Source organism: Candidatus Allofournierella excrementavium, assembly GCF_048526665.1.
Classification (GTDB): Bacteria; Bacillota; Clostridia; order Oscillospirales; family Ruminococcaceae; genus Allofournierella_A; species Allofournierella_A excrementavium.
Genome location: NZ_DBGFPE010000023.1, coordinates 1 through 25,366, shown reverse-complemented (window position 1 = coordinate 25,366; position 25,366 = coordinate 1). Strand labels below are relative to the sequence as shown.

The window sequence follows — 25,366 nt, the reverse complement described above, 5'->3', positions numbered from 1 at the left end:
TGAATGTGATACAATATTTATAAAGGCGGAAAGGAGGACGTTCCATGGGCTTCAAGGACGTTGTGCGCAAAACGGCCCACTGGCTTTTGCCGGTCGTGGTGGTCGCTTGCAGCCTGCTGGCTCTGGCGGCGGCCTTCTTCGGGCGCACGGCCTCCGCAAAGGATATAACCGTGGAGAACGGCGTTCTGGACGTCCGCCGGCTGGATGTCGCCTCCAATATCTACGCAGTGGACGGGCAGTGGGAATTCTACCCCGGCGCTCTGTATGACCCGGCGGACTTCGCGGCAGGGGCCGTGGGCCAGCCCGCCCAGGACGCATCCCCCTCCGACTGGTCCTGCGGCACCCACCGGCTGCGCATCCTGGCCCGGCCCAACCAGTATTACTCTATCTGCGGTTTCTCGCCGGACTATGCCGCCCGCATCTTTGTGAACGGGGTGCAGGCGGCGGAATACGGGCAGGTGGCCGAAACAGAGGAAAGCTTTGTGCCCCGGGTGGGCTACATGACCGTTCCGCTCTTCTCCGGCACAGGCGGCGAGATCGAACTCATCGTTCAATATTCCAATTACGTCCACAACGACGGCGGCCACATCCCGCCCTTCGAGCTTTCCACACCGCAGAACATCGAGGAATTCAAGGCGGCGGGCGACCTTGTGTCCCTGGCCCTCAGCGGCGGCCTTCTGCTGCTGGCGGCCTACTTTCTGCTCAGCGCGGCGGTGCGGAATAAACCCAGCTTTCTCTGCCTTGCCCTGTGCTGTGTGCTGACGGCCCTGCGGGACCAGAACTTCTTTGTGGTCCATCTGCTGGCGCCAGACACCTCCTGGTATCTGGCCTACCGGGCGCTGATTCTCATCGTCATGCTCATGCCGGTCTGCGTTCTGCTGATGTTGAAATGCCAGTATTGGAAGGCCAGCGCCCAGGGGCCGCTGTGGGCCTATCTGGGAATGGCTGCGGCGGCGGGCGTGCTCATCTGCCTGCTGCCCACCCGGGAGCTGGTCACCGTTTCCACCCTGGTGTACTATCTGTCCGTTCCCTATCTCGCGTATCTGGCGTTTGGCGTCGCGCGGGTCTATCTGCGACGGAAAAAACTGGAACCGGCGGACGTGCTGGTGCTTCTGGGGTTTGTTTTGCTGCTGACGGGGCTGGCCTACGAGGCGCTCATGACAGGGCGCAGCGCCCAGATCACCCGTTACGGCGCCACCGCCTGCGGCATGCTGGGCTTTGTGTTCCTCAATGCGGCGGCCATGAGCCTGCGGGGCCAGCGGCAGGAGGCGGAGCTGATCGCCAGCCGCAGCCGCAGCGAGATGCTGGAAAAAATGAACCAGTTGAACATGGATTTTTTGCACAAGGTGGCCCACGAGCTGAAAACGCCGCTGACGGTCATCTCCGGCTATGCACAGCTCACCGGCATGCAGCTGGCGGCGGGCCGCGTCACCGAGGAAGCCTCCGCCAACCTCAAAACCATCCAGCAGGAAGCCCAGCGGCTGGCAAACATGGTGACCCGGCTGATGGAGTACTCCTACGGGCGCAAGAGCGAGCTGAGCTTTGGCCCGGTGAAGGCGGAGGAACTTCTGGAAAGCGTGGGCGCCATCGCCGTGCCCATGTGCGTGAAAAACAACAACACGGTGCAGGTGCTGCCCTGCGGGCCGTGGCAGGTGCACGGCAACTTTGAGATGCTGCTGCAAATTTTCATCAATCTGGTGGTGAACGCCAGCAAGAACACCCAAAACGGCCAGATCACCATCAGCGCCGAGGACGTTGGGCAGAAGAACGTTGTGCTGTTCCGCGTGGCGGACACCGGCTGCGGCATCGACCCGGCGCTTTTGCCCCACATTTTTGAACAGGGCGTCAGCAGCGGCGGCGGCAGCGGCCTGGGGCTGACGATCTGCCGGGAGGCGGTGGAAGCCCACGGCGGCGAGATATGGGTGGAACGCACCGGTCCCGGCGGCACCACGATGGCCTTTACGGTTTTGAAGGAGGCGAAACGGCAATGAACACCATCCTGCTGGTGGAGGACAACCCCCACATCCTGCGCATCAACGCCGAAGTGCTGGGCCTGCGGGGCTATGAGGTGCTGAGGGCGTCCACCGCCGCCGAGGCGCGCGGGCACCTTCAATGGCATCCGGTGGACCTCATCGTGCTGGACATCATGCTGCCCGACGCAAACGGTCTGGATTTGTGCCGAGAGCTGAAAAAACAGTACCATGTGCCCATTCTGTTCCTCACCGCCCTGGGTGAAAACCAGGACGTGGTGGAGGGCCTTCGCGCCGGGGGCGACGATTATCTGTCCAAACCCTACGACCTGGAGGTGTTCGTGGCCCGGGTGGAGGCCCGCCTGCGGGAGAGAAACGACAACCGCCGCCATGTCTCCTACGGATGCCTGCGGCTGGACACGGTTTCTCTGACCGGATTCGTGAACGGGCAGGACATCCAGCTCACCCAAAAGGAATTCACCGTGCTTTTGCTGCTGGCCCAAAACGCCGAGCGCCGGGTGCCCAGCAGCGAGTTGGCGCGGGAGGTGTGGGGCGACGGCGCGGACCAGGAGAACAGCGCCCTGTGGACTCTTGTTTCCCGCCTGCGCAAAAAACTGAGGAGCGAAGAATCCCGGCTGGAGATCGCTTCCCTCCGGGGCGGATACCTGCTTGAGCAATTATAATAGTTTTTTTCAAAGATAGCCTTGCAATTTTGTAAGGCTCTCTTTTTTTAACTTTCTGATTGGTAAGATAAAAACGGAGATGTATGCCCCCGCAGGGGGCGGAGGGAGGCCGAAGGATGAAACAGGAAAAACGCAGGATAAAGCCGTGGGTCCGCTGGGCCGCCGCTTTTCTGGCGCTGGCCTTCGCGTTCACCTTCGGCGCCCAAAGCTGGATCACCGTGAAGATTTCGGCGGAGGAGAGCAACGCCGCAAAGACCTACCTGGCCCAGCAGACCGATTATGTCAACGCCTCCCAACTGGAGCGGCTGCGCACCAAACTGCAGACCCTCACCCGGCCCGACGGCCTGGAAGACTACTACCGGCTGGCCGAGACCCACATCGCCGCCGAGGAATACGGCGAGGCGCTGGAATGCGTCCAGCGCTGCCTTGAACTTTACGAGCCGGAATACGGCACAACGCTGCAGGCGGAACTGCTGCTGAAGGAGGGCTGCCTGCTTACCATCCTGAACCGGGCAGACGAAGCGGAAGAAGCCATGGAGCAGGTGGTGCGGCTGGCCCCCGGCCTGGCGGACGCCTATCTGGTGCTGGCCCAGCTCCACGCGGGCAGCGGCGACACCCAGGCTCTGGCCGCCGACCTGGAAAGTTATCTGGAACTGCAGCCCGTCGCGGCAGATATGCGGCTGCTGCTGGCCCAGCTTTATCTGGCCCAGGGCCAGAGCGGCGAGGCGCTGCAACACGCCGTCTGGCTGCAGGCCAACGGCGGCGCGCAGAACGCCGACGTGGCGGGGCTGTTCGCCGGCCTTGGGCTGGCCAAGCTGCAAAGGGAGGACACCGCCGGCGCCCTGGAATTTTTTGAGACGGCCCTTTCGCTGGATGACACCGTCGACTCCCTTTGCTACTACGCCGGGCTGTGCTGCCTGCTGCTGGAACGCTACGATGAAGCGGTGGACTACTACAGCCGCTCCATCCAGCAGCAAAGCACGTTGCAGATGAGCCATTACGGGCGGGGCGCGGCGGAACTGATGCGCGATGAGCCGGACATGGAGCAGGCCGCCGAGGACCTTGCCTTTGCCGCCGGATACGACGGGGCGGACGCCGACCCGGTCATCAGCGCGCAGGCCGAAGACCTGCTGGACACCATCACGGAATAAACGGGGACCACCGAACGAGAGAATAAAGCGGCGCGGGGTGCGCCGGGGCCGAAGGAGGCGTTTCCATGAGAGACTCTTTGACAGCGAAAAACGCAAAGAAGGGAGCACAGCGCGCTCTTGCGCTGCTGGCCGCACTGACGGCAGCTTTGTTCCTGTCTGTCAGCGTTCATGCCGAAGACGCCGCTGCCCAGACGGGCGGCGGCCTTGCCGCGCCTGTGACCCAGGGCACACAGCCCACCGGCACCGAGCCTGCGGATGCGCCCCCGACTGCGCCGGCGGGGACAGAACCCACCGGCGGCACCGAGCCCACCGGCGGCACCGAGCCCACCGGCGGCACCGAGCCCACGGATGGCACGGACCCCACCGGCGGCACCGAGCCTACCGGCGGCACCGAGCCTACCGGCGGCACCGAGCCCACGGACGGCACGGACCCCACCGGCGGCACCGAGCCCACCGGCGGCACCGAGCCCACGGGCGGCACCGAGCCCACGGGCGGCACGGATCCCACCGGCGGCACCGAGCCCACCGATGGAACGGAACCTACGGGCGGCACCGAGCCCACCGATGGCACGGGACCCGACGGCGGGGAGGGGCTGGAAGACGCGGGCGGTTCCGTGGTGGACCCGAACGCGCCGGAAGACACCGCGCCCCCCACCGACGGCAGCGTTCTGGAAGACAACGGCGGCTCCGAAGTGGAAGAGGACTTCATGGTGCCGGAGGGCAGCGCCACTTTGTCGGTGAACGGCAAAACGCTGGATTCCGAGGCCTTCAAGAACGACACATCCAACAGCGCCATCGTCAACGCCCTGAACGGCGCTGTGGATTACCTCAAAACCAACCTGCCCGAACTGGAAGGGCAAAAGGTCAACATCGAGATCGTGGTCACCGCCGGCACCTACGAGGGCGACGTGGACCTCTCCGCAAACAGCCAGCTCTACAGCGCTCTGCTGGACGCCATCGGCTACCACCTCACCGGCGGCGACGCCCCCGACCCCGGCGACCCGGCGGACAACGACAATTCCATCAGTTCGGTCATCTTCACCGAGAATGACCGGGTCTACCCCTACGCCACCATCTCCATCGTTTCCGAGCAATATAAGAACGGCCAGGCTTCGGACGGCAGCGCCAACATGCAGGGCAACTTCATGTCGGACGGCTTCGACGTGCTGCTGGCCGGGCTGTACTTCTCCTCCAAAGAGCAGATCCAGATCAAGAACGCCCTGGAATTTACATACGAGGGCACCGAACTGGACGATAACGTGGCCATCACCACCGAGAACGTGGCCGTGGTGAATGTGAGCAGCGGCGGCGGCGATGACCGCATCGGCCTGCAGGTGACCCAGGCGCCCAGCGCCACGGTGGGCATCGGAAATTCCGACCCGCTGGCCATCTTCGACGCGGTGAAGGACATCTACAACGCCTCCCAGTCCTCCTCCACCGGCGAGGTCGTGCAGGACACCGCCAACAAGTTCGCCCTTGCCATTAAGGAGCGGGTGGAAGAGCTCATCGCGGACATTGAAAATCGCACCATGACCAAGGTGAACGTGAACACCGGCGACGGCGCCGACGACCTGGTGGTCCGTCTGGTGAACTCCACCAACGTCTACGCCGGCAGCGGCATCGACCCCCGCACCGGCAAGTTCATGGCCCTTTATAACTTCGACATCGACCTGGGCGGCACCGACCTCACGGTGGACCTGGGCGCCGGGGCCGACACCATGACCGTCACCGGCGGCCTGACCATGGTTAATGGCCGCAACCTTTATCAGGAGTTCTCTCAGCTCATCTCCAAATACGGGCTGGAAGAGGACCAGCTGCAGTACCGCAGCAAGTACGTCATTTCCGGCGGCGACGGCGACGACGTCATCACGCTGGACACCACCAGCGCCTTCCACGACGTGTTCGGCCTGGACGTGACCATCAACGAGGAAGCGGACGGCGGCTATGACCGGCTGCACCTCACCGGCAACCTCGCCGCAAAGTACGTCTATAACGGCGAGGACATCCTGGGCGACGTGCCCTTTGAAGAGCGCATCTACAAGACCGAGGACGGCCTGCATCTGAACGCCCAGAGCGTTATCTGGCTGCTGCCCGATCTGTCCATCGACATCGTGGAGGAACTTCTGAACACGGTGGCCCTGCGCCAGAGTATGGACATCCACTTCGGCGACGGCCTGGACGCTGTGACAGACCGGCTGGAAAACAAGCGCACCATCGACCTGGGCAATGTGCCCACCGCCGAATTCACCCCGCAGGACTTCACCGATTATGTGGTGTGCCGCGCGCTGGACCCCACCGTGGACGTTACGGTGAACCTGGTCGCCGCCGTGCGGGGCATGGCGACGTACCTGTCCAACCTGCTGGTGGAAGCCTCCGGCAAAATCACCGTTGAAAAGCTGCTGGCGGACGGCCTCACCGTCATCCTCCAGGCGCCCGAAGTGGAGATTCTGGGCCCGGTGTCCGGCGAGCACATCCTCATCCTGGCCGAGGCCGAGGACCCGGACGTTCTGGCCGAGGACGCGCTGACCGTCACCGTGGCGGAAGACGAACTCAGCGGGACCAGCATGGAATACGGCGTGGGCCTTTACGAGGCGTCCCCCACCGTTCGCATCGTGGTGGCCGAGGGCGCGTCCCTCAACGCCGCCGGCGTGGTGGACCTCATCGCCTCCATCCGCCAGACCTCCGGCATGGTGGACGTGATGGCGGGCGTGGCCTCCAACTTCCCCAATTTCGTCATCGTCAAGCAGCCCACCGCCGAGATCTTGCTCCACGGCAGCATCACCGCCGCCCAGGGCCCCATCCACGCCCTGGCCTCCACCCTGGTGGATTTTGACTGCGCCGAGCTGCTCAGCTACATCCCCCTGTCCTTCGCCTGGGGCCAGGCCCGCACCACCCTTCTGGTGGATGGCGACGCCAAGCTGACCAGCGGCGCGGGCACGGCCCTGCGCACCGACAGCGAAGTGTACATCAGCGCGGTGGATAAGGGCAGCTTCCCCAAGGCGCTGCTCTCCCTTTCCAGCGCGGTGGCCATCGCCGAGACCGAGACCATCGTCACCGACGCGGCGTCCATCACCGCCGGCGGCGACGTGCTGCTGGACGCCCGCAGCCGCATGGAGACCGAGGCCGCCAGCGTTGCCGGCCCCACCGACATCGCCCGCATGAAACCCAAGAGCGGCGTGTTCGTGGCGGTGAGCATCGCTTTGGGCCGCACCGGCGTGTATGTGGGCAACTACGGCGAAGTGACAGACAGCACCGCCTCGGTGGTCAGCACCGGCGGCACCGTCCGCGCCGAGGCCGACAGCCTCATCCGCAACCGCACCTACGCCATCTCTTCGCCCATCAGCGTGTATGTGGACGAGTACGGCAACCCCACCTTCACCCAGCAGCCCACCCAGAAGCAGTCGCTGCGCTCCATGGTCAGCCTCACCGAGTCGGTGCTGGGCATGCGCACCGGTACCTCCGGCACCCCCGCCTGGGCGTTGAGCAAGATCACCGGCAGCAACACCCTGGGCAGCCTGTTCAACAAGGGCGTGGCCGAGACCGACCCGGACCAGGACGTGGCCCGCACCCAGGCCATGGGCGCGCTGGCGCTGGCCGTCATCGACAACGACATCCTGGCCCTCATCGACACCGCCGGCGTGGTGAGCGCCGCGAACGGCGTGCAGCTGCATGCCTATGGCGAGACCACCTCCCAGACCCGGGCGGACGGCTCTCTCTACAATAACTCCACCATCGCCGTCATCCCCGGCTTCGGCAAGGTGCAGATCACCAAGGACCCCACCAACACCGCCGCGGGCATCGCAGTGAACGTTACCTCCTTCACCCACAACGCCGCTGCCCGCATCGAACAGGGCGTGGTAGCCGCGGGCAAGGCGCTGGCCGTGACCGTAGAGAACCGCCGGGTGGATTCCTCCGCCATCGCCAAGTCCGGCCACATCCCGCCGGATGAGACCGCCATGTTGGGCGGCGCGATCACCGTGCACGTGATCACCCTGAACTCCAAAGCCGAGCTCGCCCCCGCCGCCGAATACCGGCTGGGCGAGGGCGCCGACCTGACCGTGGCCTCCCGCGTGGCCGACAGCCGCCTGGAGACTGTGGCGGACGCCAGCGGCAAGCGGGCCCGCCGCTCTCTGGGCATGCTGCCCCTGGAAGACGAAAAATCCTACAGCCGCTCCAGCGTTGGCGTTGGGGCCGGCATCGCCGTGGCCGTCACCGGCATCGACGTCATCGCCTCCGTCCCCGACGGGGTGGTGTTCCTGGCGCTGGACGGCACCAAGCCTGCCGACGCGGCCTTCGGCAATGTGACCGTTGATTCCTATTATATGGGCAGCGAGCGGGTGTTCGCGGCGGCAGGCTCCGCCGGCGGCACCTCCGTCACCCCCGTGTCCGCCACCAGCGTTTCCGGCGTGTACGTCCTTTCCGAGCTGGGCGAAGCCGCCGGCCAGGGCGTGGACGCCGCGGGCGACGTGGCCCTCACGGCCCAGAACCGCATGATCCGCTTCCTCACCGCGGACGCCGCCAGCGCGGGCACCAATGTGGGCCTGGGCGCGGCTGTGGCCGTGGGCGTGTTCAACGACAGCGCCGAGAGCCTGCTCAAACGGCGGGCCAAGGCGGGCAAGAACATCTCCGTGGCCGCCCAGTCGGTGAGCCGCGTCACCCAGACCGTCAAGGCCTCCGTGAAGGGCGCCCCGGCGGCGGGCGGCAGCACCGGGCAGGACGCCGGCAGCGCCGGCGCGTCGGGCACCGAGGGTCTGGTGGGAGGCACCATCACCCCCGGCGGCAGCACCTCTTCCGGCGACGGCTCACACCTAAGCCAGGCGGACAAGACCGCCGACCAGAAACTGAACAACGGCAAGGCCCTGGCGGGCCGCGTCAACACCAAAAACGTGAACACTGCCTCGGTGGAAAGGGCAATGAACAGCCGCAGCCCCTTTGAGACCATGGAGGGCAGCATCCAGGTGGCGGCGGCCATCGCCGTGAACCTGCAGACCAACATCTCCCGCGCCCTCATCGCCGATGTGGACGCGTCCGCCGGCGCGGGTATCACCGTCATCTCCCGCAACGACACCGACGCCAAGATCACCTCCAACGCCGGCACCACCAACAGCTATGTGGGCGTGGGCGCGGCGGTGGCCGTGAACATGGTGGACCACCAGAACATCGCCCAGGTGGGCAAGGGCAAACTGACCGCCGGCGGCAACATCACCGTGGCTGCTGAAATTTACGAGAAGGCCCAGGCCGATCTGCTGGACAAAGCCTACGACCTGCTGGTGGACTACATGCTCCAGACCGGTCATCTGGAGGAGCTGCTGGGCGCGGTGGGCGACAACGCCCTCACCACCAGCACCGAGTACATCTTCCTGACCCTGAAGGATAAAGAGGACCTCACCGACGAGGAGAAGCAGACCCTGGCCAAAGCCATCGAAGAAATGATCGCCATCGCCCTGTGGCAGCAGGACCTGAAGGAAGAAGAATGGGTCAAGGTGGGCGACGTGGTGGTGGACGGCGCGGGCCAGCGCACCCTCACCGAACTTCTGGAAGAACTCATTTTCGCCGCCTACCAGGCGGACAATAACACCCCGTTGACCATGGACCACGTCTATGGTCTGGAACAGTATGTCATCGCGCAGGTCATTGCAAGCTACACCGGCGCGGAGAATCCCTATGCGGAATACGGCGCGCAGTGGGGCTACGAGGCCCTCACCGCGGAACTGGTAAGTGAATTGCAGACCATGATGGCCTACGCCGCCGAAAAGCGGGTGCTGGGCTATGAACTCATGTCCATTCTGCTCCAGCTGGCCCAGGGCGGCAGCCCCGCCCTCACCGAGGAGCAGAAGCAGGCGGTGGATGAACTGCTGGGCGTTACCGGAGCCACCGAAGAGGAAAAACAGGCCCAGCGCATCCAGGCGGCCAAGGAGTACCAGTCCGTCCTGACCGAACAGATCAAGGCCAGCCTCACCGGCGACACCAACACCGCCGACCAGAACGCCAAACTTTATTCCGACGCGCTGACGGCCTACATCGGGGACGTCTTTGCCGTGATGGGCGAAGAGAGCAACTGGATGCCCTACCTGGGCGACGGCAACCGCCTGCAGGTGCCGGTGCTGGATAAGATCAGTGCTGAAATGACCCAGCTGGGCTTTGCGGTGAACGATCTCTACGAGGCCTTTGCCGCCCTTCTCACCACCAAATTCGCCACCGGCAGCGAGCTGGACGGCGTGGGTCACACCATCTCCACCCAGGCCGTTTCCGGCGTGGGCGCTTCCAGCGTGGGCGTGGCGGGTTCCGCCGCCATCACCACCATCAACGCCGTGTCCAGCGCCACCATCGCCGGGCGGGACGCCGCCGCCTCCGAGCCGGACATCACCGCCGGCGGCGACATCCGCGTGGAAGCCAACGAGGCACAGAAGGTCTACACCACCGCCTCCGCCAGCGCCGACAAGTCGCTGGGCATGGCCGCCAAGGCAGCCACCGCCCGCAAGCCCGGCAGCTCGGTGGGCGTGGGCGCCTCCTTCGCCACCAACCTCATCGACGCCGTGGTCACCGCCATGATCGGCACCGAGACCACCGCCGGCGACGCCGTCACCACCCTGGGCAACCGGGTCATCCGCGCGGCGTCTCTGGCCATCCTGGCCAACTTCCGCGACGATGTGGACACCGTCTCCGTGGCGGGCAGCGACCCCATTGCCCGGCGGGACAAAGCCTTTGAGTACATTCCCACCCTGGGCTCCGCCACCAACAAGCAGCTGGCCCAGGCCGCCGCCAGCGGCACCAACACCAAGGGCATCTCCTTTGACGCGGGCGTGGCCGTGGCGGTGGTGAACAACATCGTCAAGGCGGCCCTGCTCTCCGGCGGCAGCCTGACCACCACCAATTCCGTGGATACCATCGAGACCGCCATCGTCACCGGCCAGAACGCCCAGGGCGAGGACATCTTCGCCATGGCCAACGTGCTGGTGCAGGCCCTTTACGGCGGCGACAGCTACACCGGCGTGTCCGCTTTCGCGGCGGGCAGCCGGGCCGCCGTGGGCGCGGCGGTGGGCGTGAGCCTGGTGGACAGCGACATCACTGCCTCGCTGGAAGCGGACACCGCCGCTGCCGGCAGCGTGCGGGTGCACAGCGCCACCGACGTCACCGACGAGAGCTACGCCATGGCCACCTCCATCGGCGCGGACCTGGACCGCCTGCTGGAGAAGTTCCGCGAGGGGCTGAACTACATCAGCCCCGGCGCCGCCGAGACCAGCACCATCCGCAACAAGATCGTGGCGGCCACCAACAAGATGGGCGCGGTGAAGCTGCAGGAAAAGGCCAACCAGGTCAGCGGCAGCATCGGCGGCAAGCTGGACGCGGTGCCCTATTCCTCCAATCTGCTCAAGGCCTTCGGGCTGGACCTGACCAAGGCCACCTCCAAGACCAGTGGTCTGGACGCTTCCGTGTCCGGTTCCGGCGCGCAGGTGGCGGGCGTGCAGCCCCAGACCTCCAGCCTCAACGTGGCGGCGGCCATCGCCCTGGCCTTCACCGAGCACCACACCCTGGCACGCATCCTGGGCAATGTCACCTCTCAGACGGGCGACGTGCAGGCCAAGGCCGAAAACGTGGTCAACTTCCGCAACCGGGCCACCGGCGCCACCGTGACCACCGCGCCCGCAGGGGCCAACACCGTGGCGGCAGCCGTGGCCGTGACCCTCAATGAGAACACCGCCGAGGCCAATGTGGCAAGCGGCGTGACCCTGAACGCGGCAAAGGAAGTTTCCGTCACCGCCGACACCACCCAGAACCTCACCGGCAACTACCCCGGATACATGAGCGCCCAGGCCGTGGCGGCCTCCATCGCCACCGGCATGCAGGGCACGCTGGGCGTGGCCGGCGCGGTGGCCGTGCTCACCGACAAAGCCGACACCCTGGCCCTGGTGGGCGACAACGTGACCATCAACGCCGGGGGCGACGTGCGCGTCGCCGCCAAGGACCTGAGCAAGCTGGCCATCCGCGCCCTGGGCGCCAACATCGGCGCGCAGACGGTGGGCGTTGGCGCGGCCTTTGCCATGCTGCATTCTTTCAGCAACATCCACGCCCAGATGGGCGATAATCTCACCGCCCAGGCAAACAGCCTCACCGTCACCGCAGACCGGCCCCTGGTGGACGAGAGCATGTACCAGTTCCCCTTTGACTGGAGCGACCTGCTCACCGTTGCCAACCAGGACGCCACCGTGGGCGAGACCGACAAGGGCCTCATGCACATCACCCTGCCCGACGACCTGGCCCACATCCGCCAGATCAAGGTGGAGTGCACCCTCGGCACCGACGATTTGCTGGACGTGCTGGATATGATCAACTATCTGGCCACCGTGAACTACTATGTGGAGGCCATTTCCGGCAGCCTGCACCACGGCGCGGCGGGCGCCGCCAACGTGGCGGGCACCGTGGCCCAGCTGCTGGCCGAGAACAGCGTGCTGGCCTCCATCGGCGACAACGCCGCCCTCACCCTGGGCGGAGACCTCACCGTGCGGGCGGATTCCTCCGCTGAAAGCCGGGTCATCGCCGGTTCCGCCAGCCTGGGCACCGCCAAGGCGGGCGTGGGGGCCGTGGTGTCCCTGGCGCAGATGAACGACAAGGCCGAGGCCAAGGTGGGCAGCGGCCAGGTGGGCCGCGCCATCAACGCGGCGGGCGACGTGACCGTTGCCGCCTCCGCCAAAAACATCCTGTGGGACGTGGCCACCGCCGACGCGGTCACCGGTTCCGCCCTGCTCACTTTGGGCGGCGGCTTCAACCTGGTGGAGAGCAGCGCCGCGGCGCTGGCCTCGGTGGGTGACGGCGTCACCGTCAACGCCGCCGGCAGCTTTGCCGTGGACGCCGACAACGATTTCGAACTGGCCCTCATCGCCGCCAACATGGGCCTTGCCGCCGGCAGCGCCAACGTGGCGGCGGGCGGCACCGTGGCCTGGACCGACATCCGCAACGAGACCGGCGCCCGGGTGGGCGACAACACCGTGGTCAAGGCTGATTCCGTGGCCCTCACCGCCGACAGCGCGGACCGGGTGATGGAGATTCTGGCCTCCGCCTCCGGCGCGCCCTCCGGCACCGCGAACGCGGCGGCCACCCTGGCGTATTTTGCCACCTCCTCCGAGACCATGGCCCTGGCGGGCAGCGGCGCTTATCTGGAAGCCCTTTCCGGCGACGTGCTGCTCCACGCCTTCAACGAAAGCGACCTGCTGGCGGCTCTGGCGAGCCTTTCCGCCACCGGCAGCAGCACTGCCGCGGCGGGCGCCACCGTGCTGGTGCAGCAGTTTGGCCAGAAAGCCCACGCCGGCGCGGGCGTCAGTGAGAACGGCGCCGTCACCGGCCAGAGCGCCACCCTCATCGCCCGCAAGGGCAAGGTGCTGGTGGAATCCAAGGCGAACAACCGCTCGCTGGCCGCGGGCGCGGCCCTGGCCCCCACCGGCAGCACTACCCTGGACCTGGCGGGCACCTATGTCCACAACGAGTTCGCCAGCGAGGCGGTCTCCCGCCTGGGCGACAACACCAGGGCGGAAGCCTGGGACAGCATCGGCATCCTGGCCGACGCCGACAACCTGGTGGTCAGCGGCGCGGGCGCGGTGTCCGGCTCCGGCAGCACCACCGCGGCTCTGGGCGGCAGCGCCACCACCGTCATCTTCAAGAACGTGGTGCAGGCCCTGGCGGGCGAACACTGCGACCTCACCGCTTACGCCCTGAACACCGGCTCCGACGCGGGCATCCAGACGGCCAACCGTCAGGACCGGCGGCGGGGCGTGGTGGTCCATGCCCATTCCGCGGAAGAGATTTACATGGCGGCGGTGGCCGGTTCGGTGACCGGCTCTTCCACCGCGAACCTGGTGGGCGTGGCCGACACCCTGCTGGTGCAGAACATCGTGAACGCCCATGTGGGCAATAACAGCCGGGTCAGCGCGGGCCTTAACAGCGCCGAAAAGAAGGACGTGGACGGCGACGGCCAGTCCGACGACTCTCACGGAGAAGGCGAGATACTCGTTGAAGCAAAGGACGACACCTTTGTTGTGAACTTCGGCGGAGCCATTTCCGCCTCCGGCAGCGCCACCGCGTCCCTGGGCGGCACGGTGGTCACCATCCTCTTTGAAAAGCAGGTCTCCGCCATTCTGGACGGCGGCGACAGCGAAGTGCATGCCGAAAAGTCCATCACTGTGGACGCCGACAGCATCGATGAGATGTTCCTGCTGGCCGCCACCTTCGGCGTCACCGGCGGCACCGTGGCCGCGGGCGGGGCGGGCAACATCCTGCTGTTTGAAAACGCCGTCAAGGCACATCTGGGCGGCCAGATCACCAGCGGCGGCGATGTGAACGTCACCGCCGACACCCTCATCGACCTTTACAACGTGGCTCTCAGCGTGGCCGGGGCCTCCGCCGCGGGCGTTTCCGGCGCGGCGGTGGTCACCAGCTTCAAGGGCCTCACCGAGGCCGTGCTGCTGGCGGGTTCCAGCGTGGACACCACCGGCAAGCTGAACATCCTGGCAAATTCCAAAGAGTTCATCACCGCCGACGGCGCGGGCATCTCCGGCGGCGGCACCGCGGGCGTGTCCGGCACTGTGGACGTCATCCTCAGTGAGAACACCGTGCTGGCCATCGTGCAGGACAACGCCGACGGCACAAAGCCCGTCATCAAGGCAGCGGCCATCACCCTGGACGCGCTGGACGACTACCAGCTCATCGGCGTGGCGGCCTCCGCGGCCTTTGGCGGCACCGCCGGCGCGGGCGTCACCGCCATCGTCACCCTGGCCGACAACCAGGTGGCCGCCGGCATCGGCGAGAACTACGCGGTGCAGACTCTCACCGGCGACGTGCTGGTGAACGCCCTCAGCAAGCGGGATATCCGCACCTACGCGGGAAGCGTGGGCGCGGGCGCCACCGCAGGCATCGGCGCGGTCATCATGGCGCTGGTGGTGGGCGGCAAGCTGGACGACGACACCGCCAAGGCTCTGGCCGAGCACTTCCACCCCGCTGACCTGCTGGCCGGCATGGAGGCCAAGGCCCCCGCCGGGGCAAAGGGCGTCTACGACGGGCACGACGCCGCCTGGCTGAGCGAAGCCCTGGCAGGCAGCGGCAACCGCTACAGCGACGTGCCGGTGGACGACGAATACGACGGCGCGGACCAGTATGTGAGCGAAGATTTCAACAAGGATTACACGGTGACCCAGAACGCCGACGGCACCGTGACCGCCGGCGAGCCCGGCGCGGACCTGACCGTTACCCCGGTGGGAAGCGGCAGTTCCGACGCGGACGAAGCCTACAAGATCTACGAGGGCTTCAAGAACGTGGCCAGCGCCGCTTTCACCCGTGCCTTCATCGGCGCAGGCACCACCGTGACCAGCGCGGGTGGCATTACCGTCCGCGCCACCGACCAGCTGAACGCCAGCCTCGGCACCGTGGCCTTCGGGGCCTCCGGCGCGGTGGGTGTGGGCGTGGGCATGGCCGTGGCCATCCTCAACGGCACCGTGGAGGCCTGGGCAGGGGAGGGTTCCGTCCTCTCCGCCAAGGGCGGCGTCACCATCGAAGCCGTTGCCGAAAGCCCGCTGCTGGCCGGCGGCGACCTCTCCGGAGACGACCGGGAAAACATCGACTTTTTGAACAGCCAGAGCGAAGAATTTGATGTGACCGACCTGACCATCCATGCCGTTTCTGTGAGCGGCGGGGCGGCGGGCACCGCCGGCGTGGGCGTGGCCCTGGCCGTGGTGCATCTGGGCAGCAGTGTCAGCGCCCGGCTGCTGGGCAGCGTGGAAGAGGCGAACGCCCTTGTCATCCGCGCCGTCAATGATTATCAGCACATCGTGGCCGCGACCCTGGGCCTGGGCGGCGGCATGGCGGGCGTTTCCGCCAGCGTGGCCGTCACCGTGTTTGACGGCAATACCCGGGCCTCCGTGGAGGGCGCGGGCTCTCTGCGGGACGTGGCGGACATCCGGGTCGAGACCCAGGTGAACAACACCGCCGCAAGCGCCGCGGCGGGCATCGCCGCCGGCATGGGCGCGGTGAACGCGGGCGCGGCAGTGGCCATCAACAAGAGCCTGGTGGAGACCTTCATCGCCCAGGGCGTGTCCATCGGCGGCAGCGTCCGCACACCGGACATCACCCTGAACGCGCTGGTGAACAGCGACGCCAAGGCCTTCACCCTCGGCGTGGCCGGCGGCGCTGTGGCCGTGGGCGCGGCGGTGGCTCTGGCCAAAACCGCCCCCACCGTGCGCACCTACATCGGCGCGGCCCCGGACGCTGACCAGTTCGTGGCCCCCGGTACCATCAACGCGGGCAGCATCGCCATTCAGAACGACGTGAACACCACCGCCGAAAGCTACGCCGCCAATGTCACCGGCGGCGCGGTGGGCGTCACCGCCCAGGTGCTGCTGGTGTTCAACACCGCAAACCTGTTCGCGGGCCTTGACCGGGTCAACGTGAACGCCGGCAGCGTGGCCGTCGACAGCGCGCTGCACGCCAGCGGCAGGGCCTATGTGGCCAGCCTCACCGGCGGCGCGGTGGCGGTGGGCATGGTGGTCAGCACCGTGCTGCTGCAGGCCGAGAACATCGCCCAGGTGGACGTGACCGGCGTGGAGATGAACTTCGCGGACCTGAGCGTCACCACCGGGCGGCAGAACGATCAGAACACCTCCAGCGCCGAGGCGCTGGCTCTTGCCGCCGAAGCGGGCGCTGTGGCCGTGGGCCTCAACGCCGCCGTGGCGGACAACAACACCAAAAACATCGCCCGCATTCTGGGCGGCAAAGAGGCGGGCAGCCATCTGCTGAACGTCACCGGCGCGCTGGCCATCGGCTCCTTCGGCCAGGCCACCGCCAACGCCCAGGTCTGGGGCGTGAACGCCGGCGCCATCAGCGTGCTGGGTTCTGCCGCCGTGGCGCTGCTGCGGGCCGAGCAGCAGGCGAATGTGGACGGCGGCAACATCACCGCCGGCAGCCTGACTGCCCGCAGCGGGCTGAACGAAGGCCTCGACCACATGAAGTATGTGGACCTTGACAAACTGCCCGGCGGCAACATCGTGGCAGCCCCCGCCGAGGATGTGGACGCCAGCGAGGAGAACGCAGCCGTCTTTGCCGGCCTCATCACCGGCAGCGGCGGGGCCGTCTCCGCCGTGGTCAACGTGGCCGCGGCCTATGGCCGGGCCCTCACCCAGGCCGTGGTCGCGCCCTTCAGCCTGACCCTTTCCGGCAAGGCGGACGTGTTCGCCGGCGGCACCGCCAACGTGCTGGCTCAGAGCTTCAACCAGAGCGCCGGGGCCATCACCGCCGCGGTCATCGTGAACACGGCCTATTCCCAGAGCGAATTCGCTGCCATCCTGGACATCCCGGCGGGCAGCAGCGTAACGGCGGGCAACGTGTCCGTTGCCACCGACTACACCGCCAGCGCCGTGGCGGCTCTGGCCCCCAGCGCCGGCGGCGCGGACCTGAGCGGCGCCGCGCTGCAGGTGAACGTGGGCGTGGCCAACGCCGACAGCCGCGGCAAGGCCGCCGTCACCGGCGCGGGCCTGCTTAGCGCGGGCGCGCTCTCCGTCACCGGCCAGGGCGTCGCCACCTCCCGCGCCTACAGCGTGACCCCCGTGGCCAGCCTCACCGCCGTCAAGATCGCCGCCAACGTGCTGGTGGCCCTGCTGGACGCCGAGAACCTGGCCTACATTCAGGGCGTGGAAGTGGAAAACGCGGCCGTCACCGTGAACGCGCGGCTGAACGCCGCCGACGGCCAGGGTGCGAGCGCCCTGCTGGCCAACAACATCAAGGGCAGCGGCGTGAGCGTGAGCCTCGCCTCCGCCCGCAGCAACACGGCAGTGGCGCTGAACCGCAGTGTCAACAAGGCTTTCATGGATTCCGTGAAGGTCACCGCCGGCGCGGCCCTTTCGGTCATCGCCACCGCAAACAGCCTGGCCAGCGCCAGCGCGGCGGACCCGGGCACCAGCGTGGAGCTGCTCTCTTTGGGCGTGAACGTGATCATCGCCCGGGCGGACGGCACCTTTGCCGCCTACATCAATATGGCGGAAGACAGACCCGTCTCCGCCGCCTCCATCACCGTCACCAACACCTACAACGCCCGGGCCGAGGCGGTGTCCCGCCAGCCGGGCCAGGGCGTGGGCCTGCTGGACGCGGGCACCAACGTGGCCTATGCCAACGCGGGCGCCGTGGCCGAAGCGGCCATCAAGGGCAGCGCGGGCAGCGTGACCACCGGCGGCGCGGTGAGCATCCTTCTCACCGGCAAAGCCGTGGCCGACGCCCTCATCGCCGGCACCAAGGTGAACGTGCAGGGCGCGGAACTGGCCGTGAACGTAGTGAACGCCATCGTCAGCGCCTGCCAGCAGGCCTACATCGGCCAGCCGGAAGGCGGTGCAGCCAGCGCGGTGAACGTGACCGCCATGGGCGGCATCAGCATCAGGGCCAGCCTGAACGACAGCTCCGAGACCGGCGCGCAGGCCATTGTGGGCAGCAACGGCTCCGACAGCTCGGTGGCCGTGTCCATCATCGGCGGCAAGGCCTCCGAGGCCAATGCACGCATGGAAGGCGCGTCCAGTGCCCACATCCGCACCACCGGCAGCATCGTCACCGCCGGGCAGCTGGCGCTGCTCAACGCGGCCCGCAGCTGGGCCAAGGCGGACATCGCCGACGCCAGCGTGGACGTGACACTGGTCAATGCCACCCTGCTGCTCACCGAGGCCGTGGCCGGCGGCAGCTTCAAAGCCCTGGCCCAGAGCGGCGCTTTGAGCGCGGGCAGCGTGGACATCCAGAACGTCTATTATGCCGAGTCCCATTCCGCCACCGGCCCCGCCGGCGGCGTGGGGGTCAATCTGGTCAACACCGACGCCAACCGCGCCGACGCCGAGACCAGCGCCACTGCCGACGCCTCTCTGAAGGTGACCGGCAGCGCCAGCGTGACCAATTCCGTGAACATCAAAAACCTGGGCTACCTGCTGGCCGAGGCCCTGGGCCGCACCCGCAAGGTGAACGTTTCCGGCGTGAGCATCGCCGTCACCGTGGTGGACGCGGTGCTGAAGACCGGCCAGACCGCCGACGCCCGGTTCGACGGCGAGGCCGTCATCGGCGGGCAGCTGAACGTGAACTCCGAGATCGTGCGCTCCGGCGGCTATGGCATCGCCACCGCCCAGGCGGGCGGTTCCGGCGGCGCGGATGTGAGCCTGGTGGGCGCGGGCGTCAACGACGTCACCGCCCAAAGCGCCACCACCAACACCGCCTCCCTCACCGGCACGGGCACCCTGAACGCGGGCAGCGTCAGCGTGCGGGCCAAGAGCCTCACCGAGGCCGAGGCCACCGCCAAGTCCGGCGTCAGCGTGGGGCTGGTGCTGCTGGGCAGCCTGAACGCCTCCTCCTCCACCCACGACAAGGTGGATGTGCTGGTGGAAGGCATCACCGTCAAAACCTCCGGCGCCTTCACCGCCGAAGCGGTGGGCAACACCGTGTCCGAGGCTGTGGCTGCCAGCGAGGGCGGCGGCGGCCTGGTGACCGCCGGCGTGAACACCGCCACCGCGAAGGTGGGCGGCTCCGGGGCAGCGCCCCAGACCGTGCGCGTCACCGTGAAACGCAGCTTCATCGAAGCCGCCCGGGACGTGACCCTGCGGGCCTACAACACCGGCGACGCCCGGGCCAACATCGAAAAGGGCCTGAACATCGCCGCCGGCAGCCTGACCGTGAGCGTGCTGCCCACCAACGCCTGGTACGACACCGGCGTGGACGTGCTGGAGGGCGCTGTGGTGCGCTCCACCGGCGGCAGCGTGAGCGTGCTCAGCGAGGACGCCCCCAAGGGCCGCAGCGAGGCCCGGGGCACCACCATCGGCATCGGCGTGAACGCCAGCGTCACCTACGGCGAAAACACCGCCGACACCACCAACACCATCACCGTAAACGGCACCCTGGACGCCGGCGAGGCCCTCACCGTGGAGGCCGTCTCCGCGGCCCAGCTGAACGCCGCCACCTACGCCGACGGCGGCGGGTTCTTCAGCGGCACCACCCTGTGGTCCAAGAACACCCTGAACCGCGCGGTGTCCATCCTCATCGGGGACAACAGCTCCCTGCTTGCCAACTACGGCGACCTGGTGGTCAGCGCGGCGGGCGGCACGCGGGACAGCATCATCACCCGCTCCGAAGTGTCCTCTGGCGGCGTGGTCGCCCTGGGCACCGCCACCGCCCTGGTGAACATCGACAGCGATGTGAAGGTCCAGATCGGCAAGAACGCCCTCATACGGGCCCGCTTCAGCACCGTGAACATCATCGCCGACGCCTCCCAGGCGGGCGTGGAGACCAACGTCAGCGCGGACGCCTCCGGCCTGGGGGTGGCCCCCAACTCCACCGCCAAAGTGAACACCAGCCTAAACGCCGACGTGGCCATCGCGGGGACCGCCGGCGAGCGCGTGGTCATCGAAGGGCGGGATGTGGAGATCATCGCCCGCAACGGCGAAGTGGATATCTACACCTACACCTACGCCAAGGGCTCGGCCCTGGGCGCGGCGGTGAACGCCCTCAGCAACCCCAAGACTACTCTGACGGCGGACGTGAACATCGCCGGGGCCGACATCACCGGCCACGACAGCCTGCACATCTACGCTTCCACCAAGCCCGCCTATCGGGACGCCAACATCGACGTGCGCGCCACCATCCAGCTGAATGCGGCGGGCGAGGCCCTGGCCAAGGCCGGCGGCACCACCACCGCCCACTCCACCACCGTGCTGGGCAGCGGCGTCATCCTGCGGGGCGCCACCGTGGCGGTCACCCGCTACGGGTTCGACCGCAGCCGTATCCGGCGGGACGCCCGCAAAGGCGGCTTCATCATCAAGGAGACCAGCACCAGCCACCCCTTCACCAGCGACGGGACCGTCGCGGTGAACGGCGGCACCGCGCTCTATCTGGGCGACGCGGCGGGCGGCGTCTACATCGACATCTCCGAGCACAAGGGCCAGCTGACGGTGCGCCAGGTGGGCGTCAAAGAGCCGGACAGCTACTACGCGGTCAACGGCAACACCGTCACCCTGCGGGACATCAGCAACAACCTGCCCGGCGTGGCCGACTTCACCCACGACGGCAAAAACGCCACCGGCAGCGTCATCGTCTACAACCAGGCGGTGCTGCCCCGGGTCATCATCACCAACAGCTCGGGCTTCGACGTGCAGCTGAACGGCATCTACGTTTCCAACAGCGGCTTCATCCAGCCCTCCGTGTTCGGCATCAGCCACACCATCAACAATGTGGCCTACGACAAGCCCGAAGTGCGCACCGAGTTCAGCGGCACCGGCGGCGTGCAGGTCAGCGGCTTTGTGTCCAACACCGACGGCCATGTGGAGTTCGTCTGGACCGGCGAAGAGGGCGGCGCCCTCACCGGTGTGGACAGCGTGGCCGACATCTCCTCCGGCGCCACCGTGTCGCCGGTTTGGGCCCATGACCTGCTGGTCAAGGGCGCGGCCAGCGTGGGCACGGCGAGCCAGGCCTTCAACGCTTATGTGTTCTCCGGCTCCAATGGCGTGGTGAACATCGAGGCCAGCGGCGACGTGTTCGTGAACATCGTGCCGGTGACCCTCATCATCGTGGATAAAGACAACAAGGAGCTGGAGCGCCACGACGACCCGGTCTACATCGAGCGGGTGGTCTCGCTGAACGGCAACGTGGAGATGGACCTCCAGGAAGGCGTGCAGGCCACCATGATCGCCGGCACCACCACCGTCACCATCCCGGTGCCCGGCACCCTGAGCTACATCACCACCGTCACCGTGGAGCTGGCCTCCAACTACACCCTCACCGGCAAGGACGTGCTGGACTACTACCTCCAGGGCTACGACGCCGCCGAGCGGCTCTACCGCTACCTGCTGCCCAACGGCACCCTGTTCTACATGGACGCCTGGGGCAATGTCTCCCGCATCGAAGAGGGCGGGGCCGAAACGTCGGTGGGCGACTTCGAGTTCGTGAAGGACGCCTCGGGCAATGTGGTGGAGATCAAGCTGAGCGAAGGCATCTCCATCAACCTGTCCACCGGCTATCTCACCGTGGAAGAGGACGCCTCCTACGAGGTGCTTCTGGAGGCCATCAGCGCCAGCTGGTTCACCTCCAAGGGCCTGCTGCAAGGCGGCGGGGAAGCCCGCATCCGTCTGGTCACCGCCGAAACGGTGACCGGCCCGGGCGGCGAAAACCTCACCGACGAGGACACCCTGAAGGAAATGGACGTGCAGGTGATTTTGGCGCTGAGCACCGCCGACATCGACTACTATTACCTCAGCGGCCTGCAGCCCACCATGGACGCCATCACCGGCGCCTCCGACAAGACTTACTACTACTTCCTGCTTCATGACAAGAAGAGCGACAGCCTGCGGTTCTACGCCTTCACCGGCGGCAGCACCGAGACCCAGGACGTGGAACAGGTGAACAAGGACACCTTCAACAGGGAGCACCTCAACATCGCCGATGGCAGACCGGTGACCAACACCCTCAGCGACGGCGTGACCTATTACGAATCGGCGTTCGACGAAGAGGCACGCCTGCACGAGCAGCGCTGGGGCACCCACCTGAGCAAGGTGCGGGATGACGCGTCCGCCGACCCCTTCACGGTGACCAATTTCCTTGGCACCGGCTACGAGGTGGTCTGGAACTACGACAACACCATGACCATCGGCGGCGCCGCCATCGGCCTGGTATACATCCCGGGCCTGGGCTACACCGTGGCCCCCGGCCAGACCCTCACCGGCGACGCGGCGGCGCTGTGCCAGGCGCTCAACGGCGTCTACTGGATGCCCAACGTGGAGCGGACGGTGGAGAGCAGCGTGGAAGTGGATGGCATCACCTACACCGCCAACGGCAAGGAGAACGGCAGGGACGTGTTCAACTTCGCCGAATTTGCCTGGACGCGGCTCAACACTGATGGGGGCAAACCCACCACCCAGAAATATTCGGTCGGCACCTACACCATGTACAGCTACTCGCTGCAGTTCACCTATGTGAAGATGCAGCCGGTGACCTCCAGCCTCTCCACCGAGTACTACACCAGCGGCGTGAAGTACACCGGCTTTGACGAAGAGATCTACGAGAGCCCCGACGGCACGCTGTACGAGCACTACGACGTGATCCGGGACGAATACACCGGCAAGCTGACCCCCGAGGCCGAGTACCGGCTCATCAGCCAGGTGTATTACATGAAGAACGCCGCCGGCAGCCGCGTCACGGTGGACGGCCAGGAGATCTGGTCTTACCTGAGCGAGGCCACGGCCCAGACGGTGAACGGCAAGACCTACTTCCTGGTGGACAGCCACTCCGGCAGCGGGCTCTACCTTGAAAAGGACGCCCAGAGCGGCGCCTTCACCCTGGTGCGCCAGAGCACGAGCGCTCCCGAGACGGTGCTGCCGGAAGACGAAAACTACCAGCACGACACCGGCAAGGTGACCTTCACCTTTGAGGTGGAGGGCGAGGACGTCACCGTCACCCTGACTCCCGACAACGCCGCCACTGGCGAGACCGAGTATGAGGGCCAGACCGGCAGCGACGGCAAGACCTACACCATCGTTTATATCCCCGGCGAAGACGGCGCGGCGGGCAAGTGGTATCTGCGCACCGCCGGCGAGAGCGGCACCACCGACACCGGGCTGGGTGACCCCGCCAAGGTGCTGGCAGACACCGGCTGCGCGGTGCTGAACCGCTATGTTTACGATGCAAGCGGCAACCCCACCACCGGGACCACCGGCTTCCTGCTGAACGGCGTGCAGGCCTACATCGACTTTGCGCCCGGCAGAAACAAGACCGGCGTCAACTATCAGATCGGCACCCTGAACGGGGAGGGCACGCTGGTGCCCAACGCTTCGGGCCTGTATGTGATCTGGGACGGCAGCCGCTATCTGCTGTTCGACCCGGCGACCATGTTTGAAATCTACGACACCGAAAACAGCGGTCTGGCGGCGGAACTTGTGGAAAACAAGGAAGCCACCGGCAACACCCTGCTGAGAGCCGAAGACGGAACGGTGTTCACCAACGCCGCGGGCGAAACGGTGTATCTGAACCAGATGGAAAAGGGCAGCTACAGCACCGCGGAGGACGTCTCCGACGGTCTGCTCATCCTGCGTCCCGGCAGCCCTGTGGGCGACGATGAGGAGCCCACCGTGCTGGTGATGGGCCCGCTGGAGGACATCCCCGTCAAGGAGATCACCCTGCCTGCCAACAATCAGGTGAACGGCGGCGGTTACCGCGTCACCGACACCCTCTACCTCACCAAGAGCGGCCTGGTGCTGACTCTGGTGCTGAACGCGGACGGTCAGGTGACCTTCAGCGCCAAGTTCGACGGCGTCACCTACACCTCTGACAAGATCATCGCCACCGGCCTGGGCAACCTGGGCACCCTGCGGGAGTACACCCTCAACGAGGAAGGCAAGCGGGTCTACACCGTGAACGGCAAGGCCACCGCCTACACTCTCAACGGCGACCAGCTCTCCTATATCGACGAGAACGGCCAGCTGGTGGTGCTCACCCCCGAAGAGAGCATGGCGATCCTTTACGAGGCCATGCCCGAAAACAACGACGCCAGCATCACCATCAAGGCGGGCGAGGAAGTGTATCTCGAACGCCTCACCGACCAGATCGCCAAGGACCTGGCGGGCAATTACTACTATTCCGAAAACGGCGAAAGCGGCTGGATCAAAGCTGAATTCACACAGCAGACCGGCAGCAAGACCTACAACTACGCGGGACAGGACCACGAACACCAGCTGAAGGGCACCGTGAGCGTGGGCGGCACCGTTTACCTCACCATCTCCGAAGCGGTGGACGCCAATGAGACCAGCGCCACCTATGGCCAGACCATCCTCTACTACGAGCTGGACCAGAAGGAGATCCTGGTGGGTTCCGACGGCAGCGTCACCCTGCTGGGTGAAAACAGCCGCACCCTGAAACTGGAGCCCAACGCCGAAGTGGAGTATCTGTTCGGCTATGTGAGCGCCGGCGAAGACCTGGACGGCGCCGACCCCGCAAACAAAAAGAGCGTCACCATCCAGCTGAGCAACGAACAGGGTTCTCTGGTGGACGGCGACACCGTGACCGGCCATGAGGACGACACCGACATCCGCACCAACGGCGGCGACGTGATTATCCTGGTGCCCAAGAGCGCTGCCGGCACCATCGGCACCGCGCTGGACGCGCTGGAGATCGACATGAACGGCGGCGCGCTGGTGATCCGGAGCTACGTCCCCGGGCAGGAACCTGTGGACGAGATCGTGATGGATACCTTCATCAACTCCAAGGAGGACGTGACCCTGAAGCCCACCGTGGTGGACGGGGCCGAGTTCCATGTGGACACCGAAGGCAGCATCACCGGCGAGACCCTGGACGTGGTGAACGGCGGCACCGCCGACCTGGATGCCGACGGCAGCATTTCCATGGGCGACATCACCGCCGGCGGCGGCAGCACTGTGGACTTCGACGCCGAGGGCTCGGTGGAGACCGGCGACATCACCGCCGGCGATGGCAGCACCGTGGACATCGACGCGGGCGAAGACTACACCGGCGGCGACCTGGAGCTGACCGACGGCTCCGAAATGGATATCAATGCCGG

At 66.5% G+C, this 25,366-nt stretch carries 4 protein-coding genes; all 4 read left to right on the top strand.

Annotation, left to right across the window (positions count from 1 at the left end; genetic code table 11):
* The first annotated feature begins 44 nt into the window (after positions 1-44).
* Positions 45-1,991 (top strand): sensor histidine kinase, encoded by a 1,947-nt coding sequence (locus ACMI1Q_RS06605; RefSeq protein ID WP_419503203.1) that lies wholly within the window; start codon positions 45-47, stop codon positions 1,989-1,991.
* Positions 1,988-2,653, top strand: coding sequence for a response regulator transcription factor (locus tag ACMI1Q_RS06600; RefSeq protein ID WP_177521735.1), 666 nt, complete (start codon positions 1,988-1,990; stop codon positions 2,651-2,653). The genes ACMI1Q_RS06605 and ACMI1Q_RS06600 overlap by 4 nt, the downstream gene beginning before the upstream one ends.
* Before the next feature lie 116 nt (positions 2,654-2,769).
* The gene (locus ACMI1Q_RS06595) at positions 2,770-3,804 is read left to right on the top strand and encodes a tetratricopeptide repeat protein (RefSeq protein ID WP_419503202.1); all 1,035 of its coding nucleotides are present in this window, start codon (positions 2,770-2,772) and stop codon (positions 3,802-3,804) included.
* Between the two features lie 65 nt (positions 3,805-3,869).
* Positions 3,870-25,366 (top strand): hypothetical protein (locus tag ACMI1Q_RS06590; RefSeq protein WP_419503201.1); only part of this gene is annotated, 21,497 nt, incomplete at its 3' end.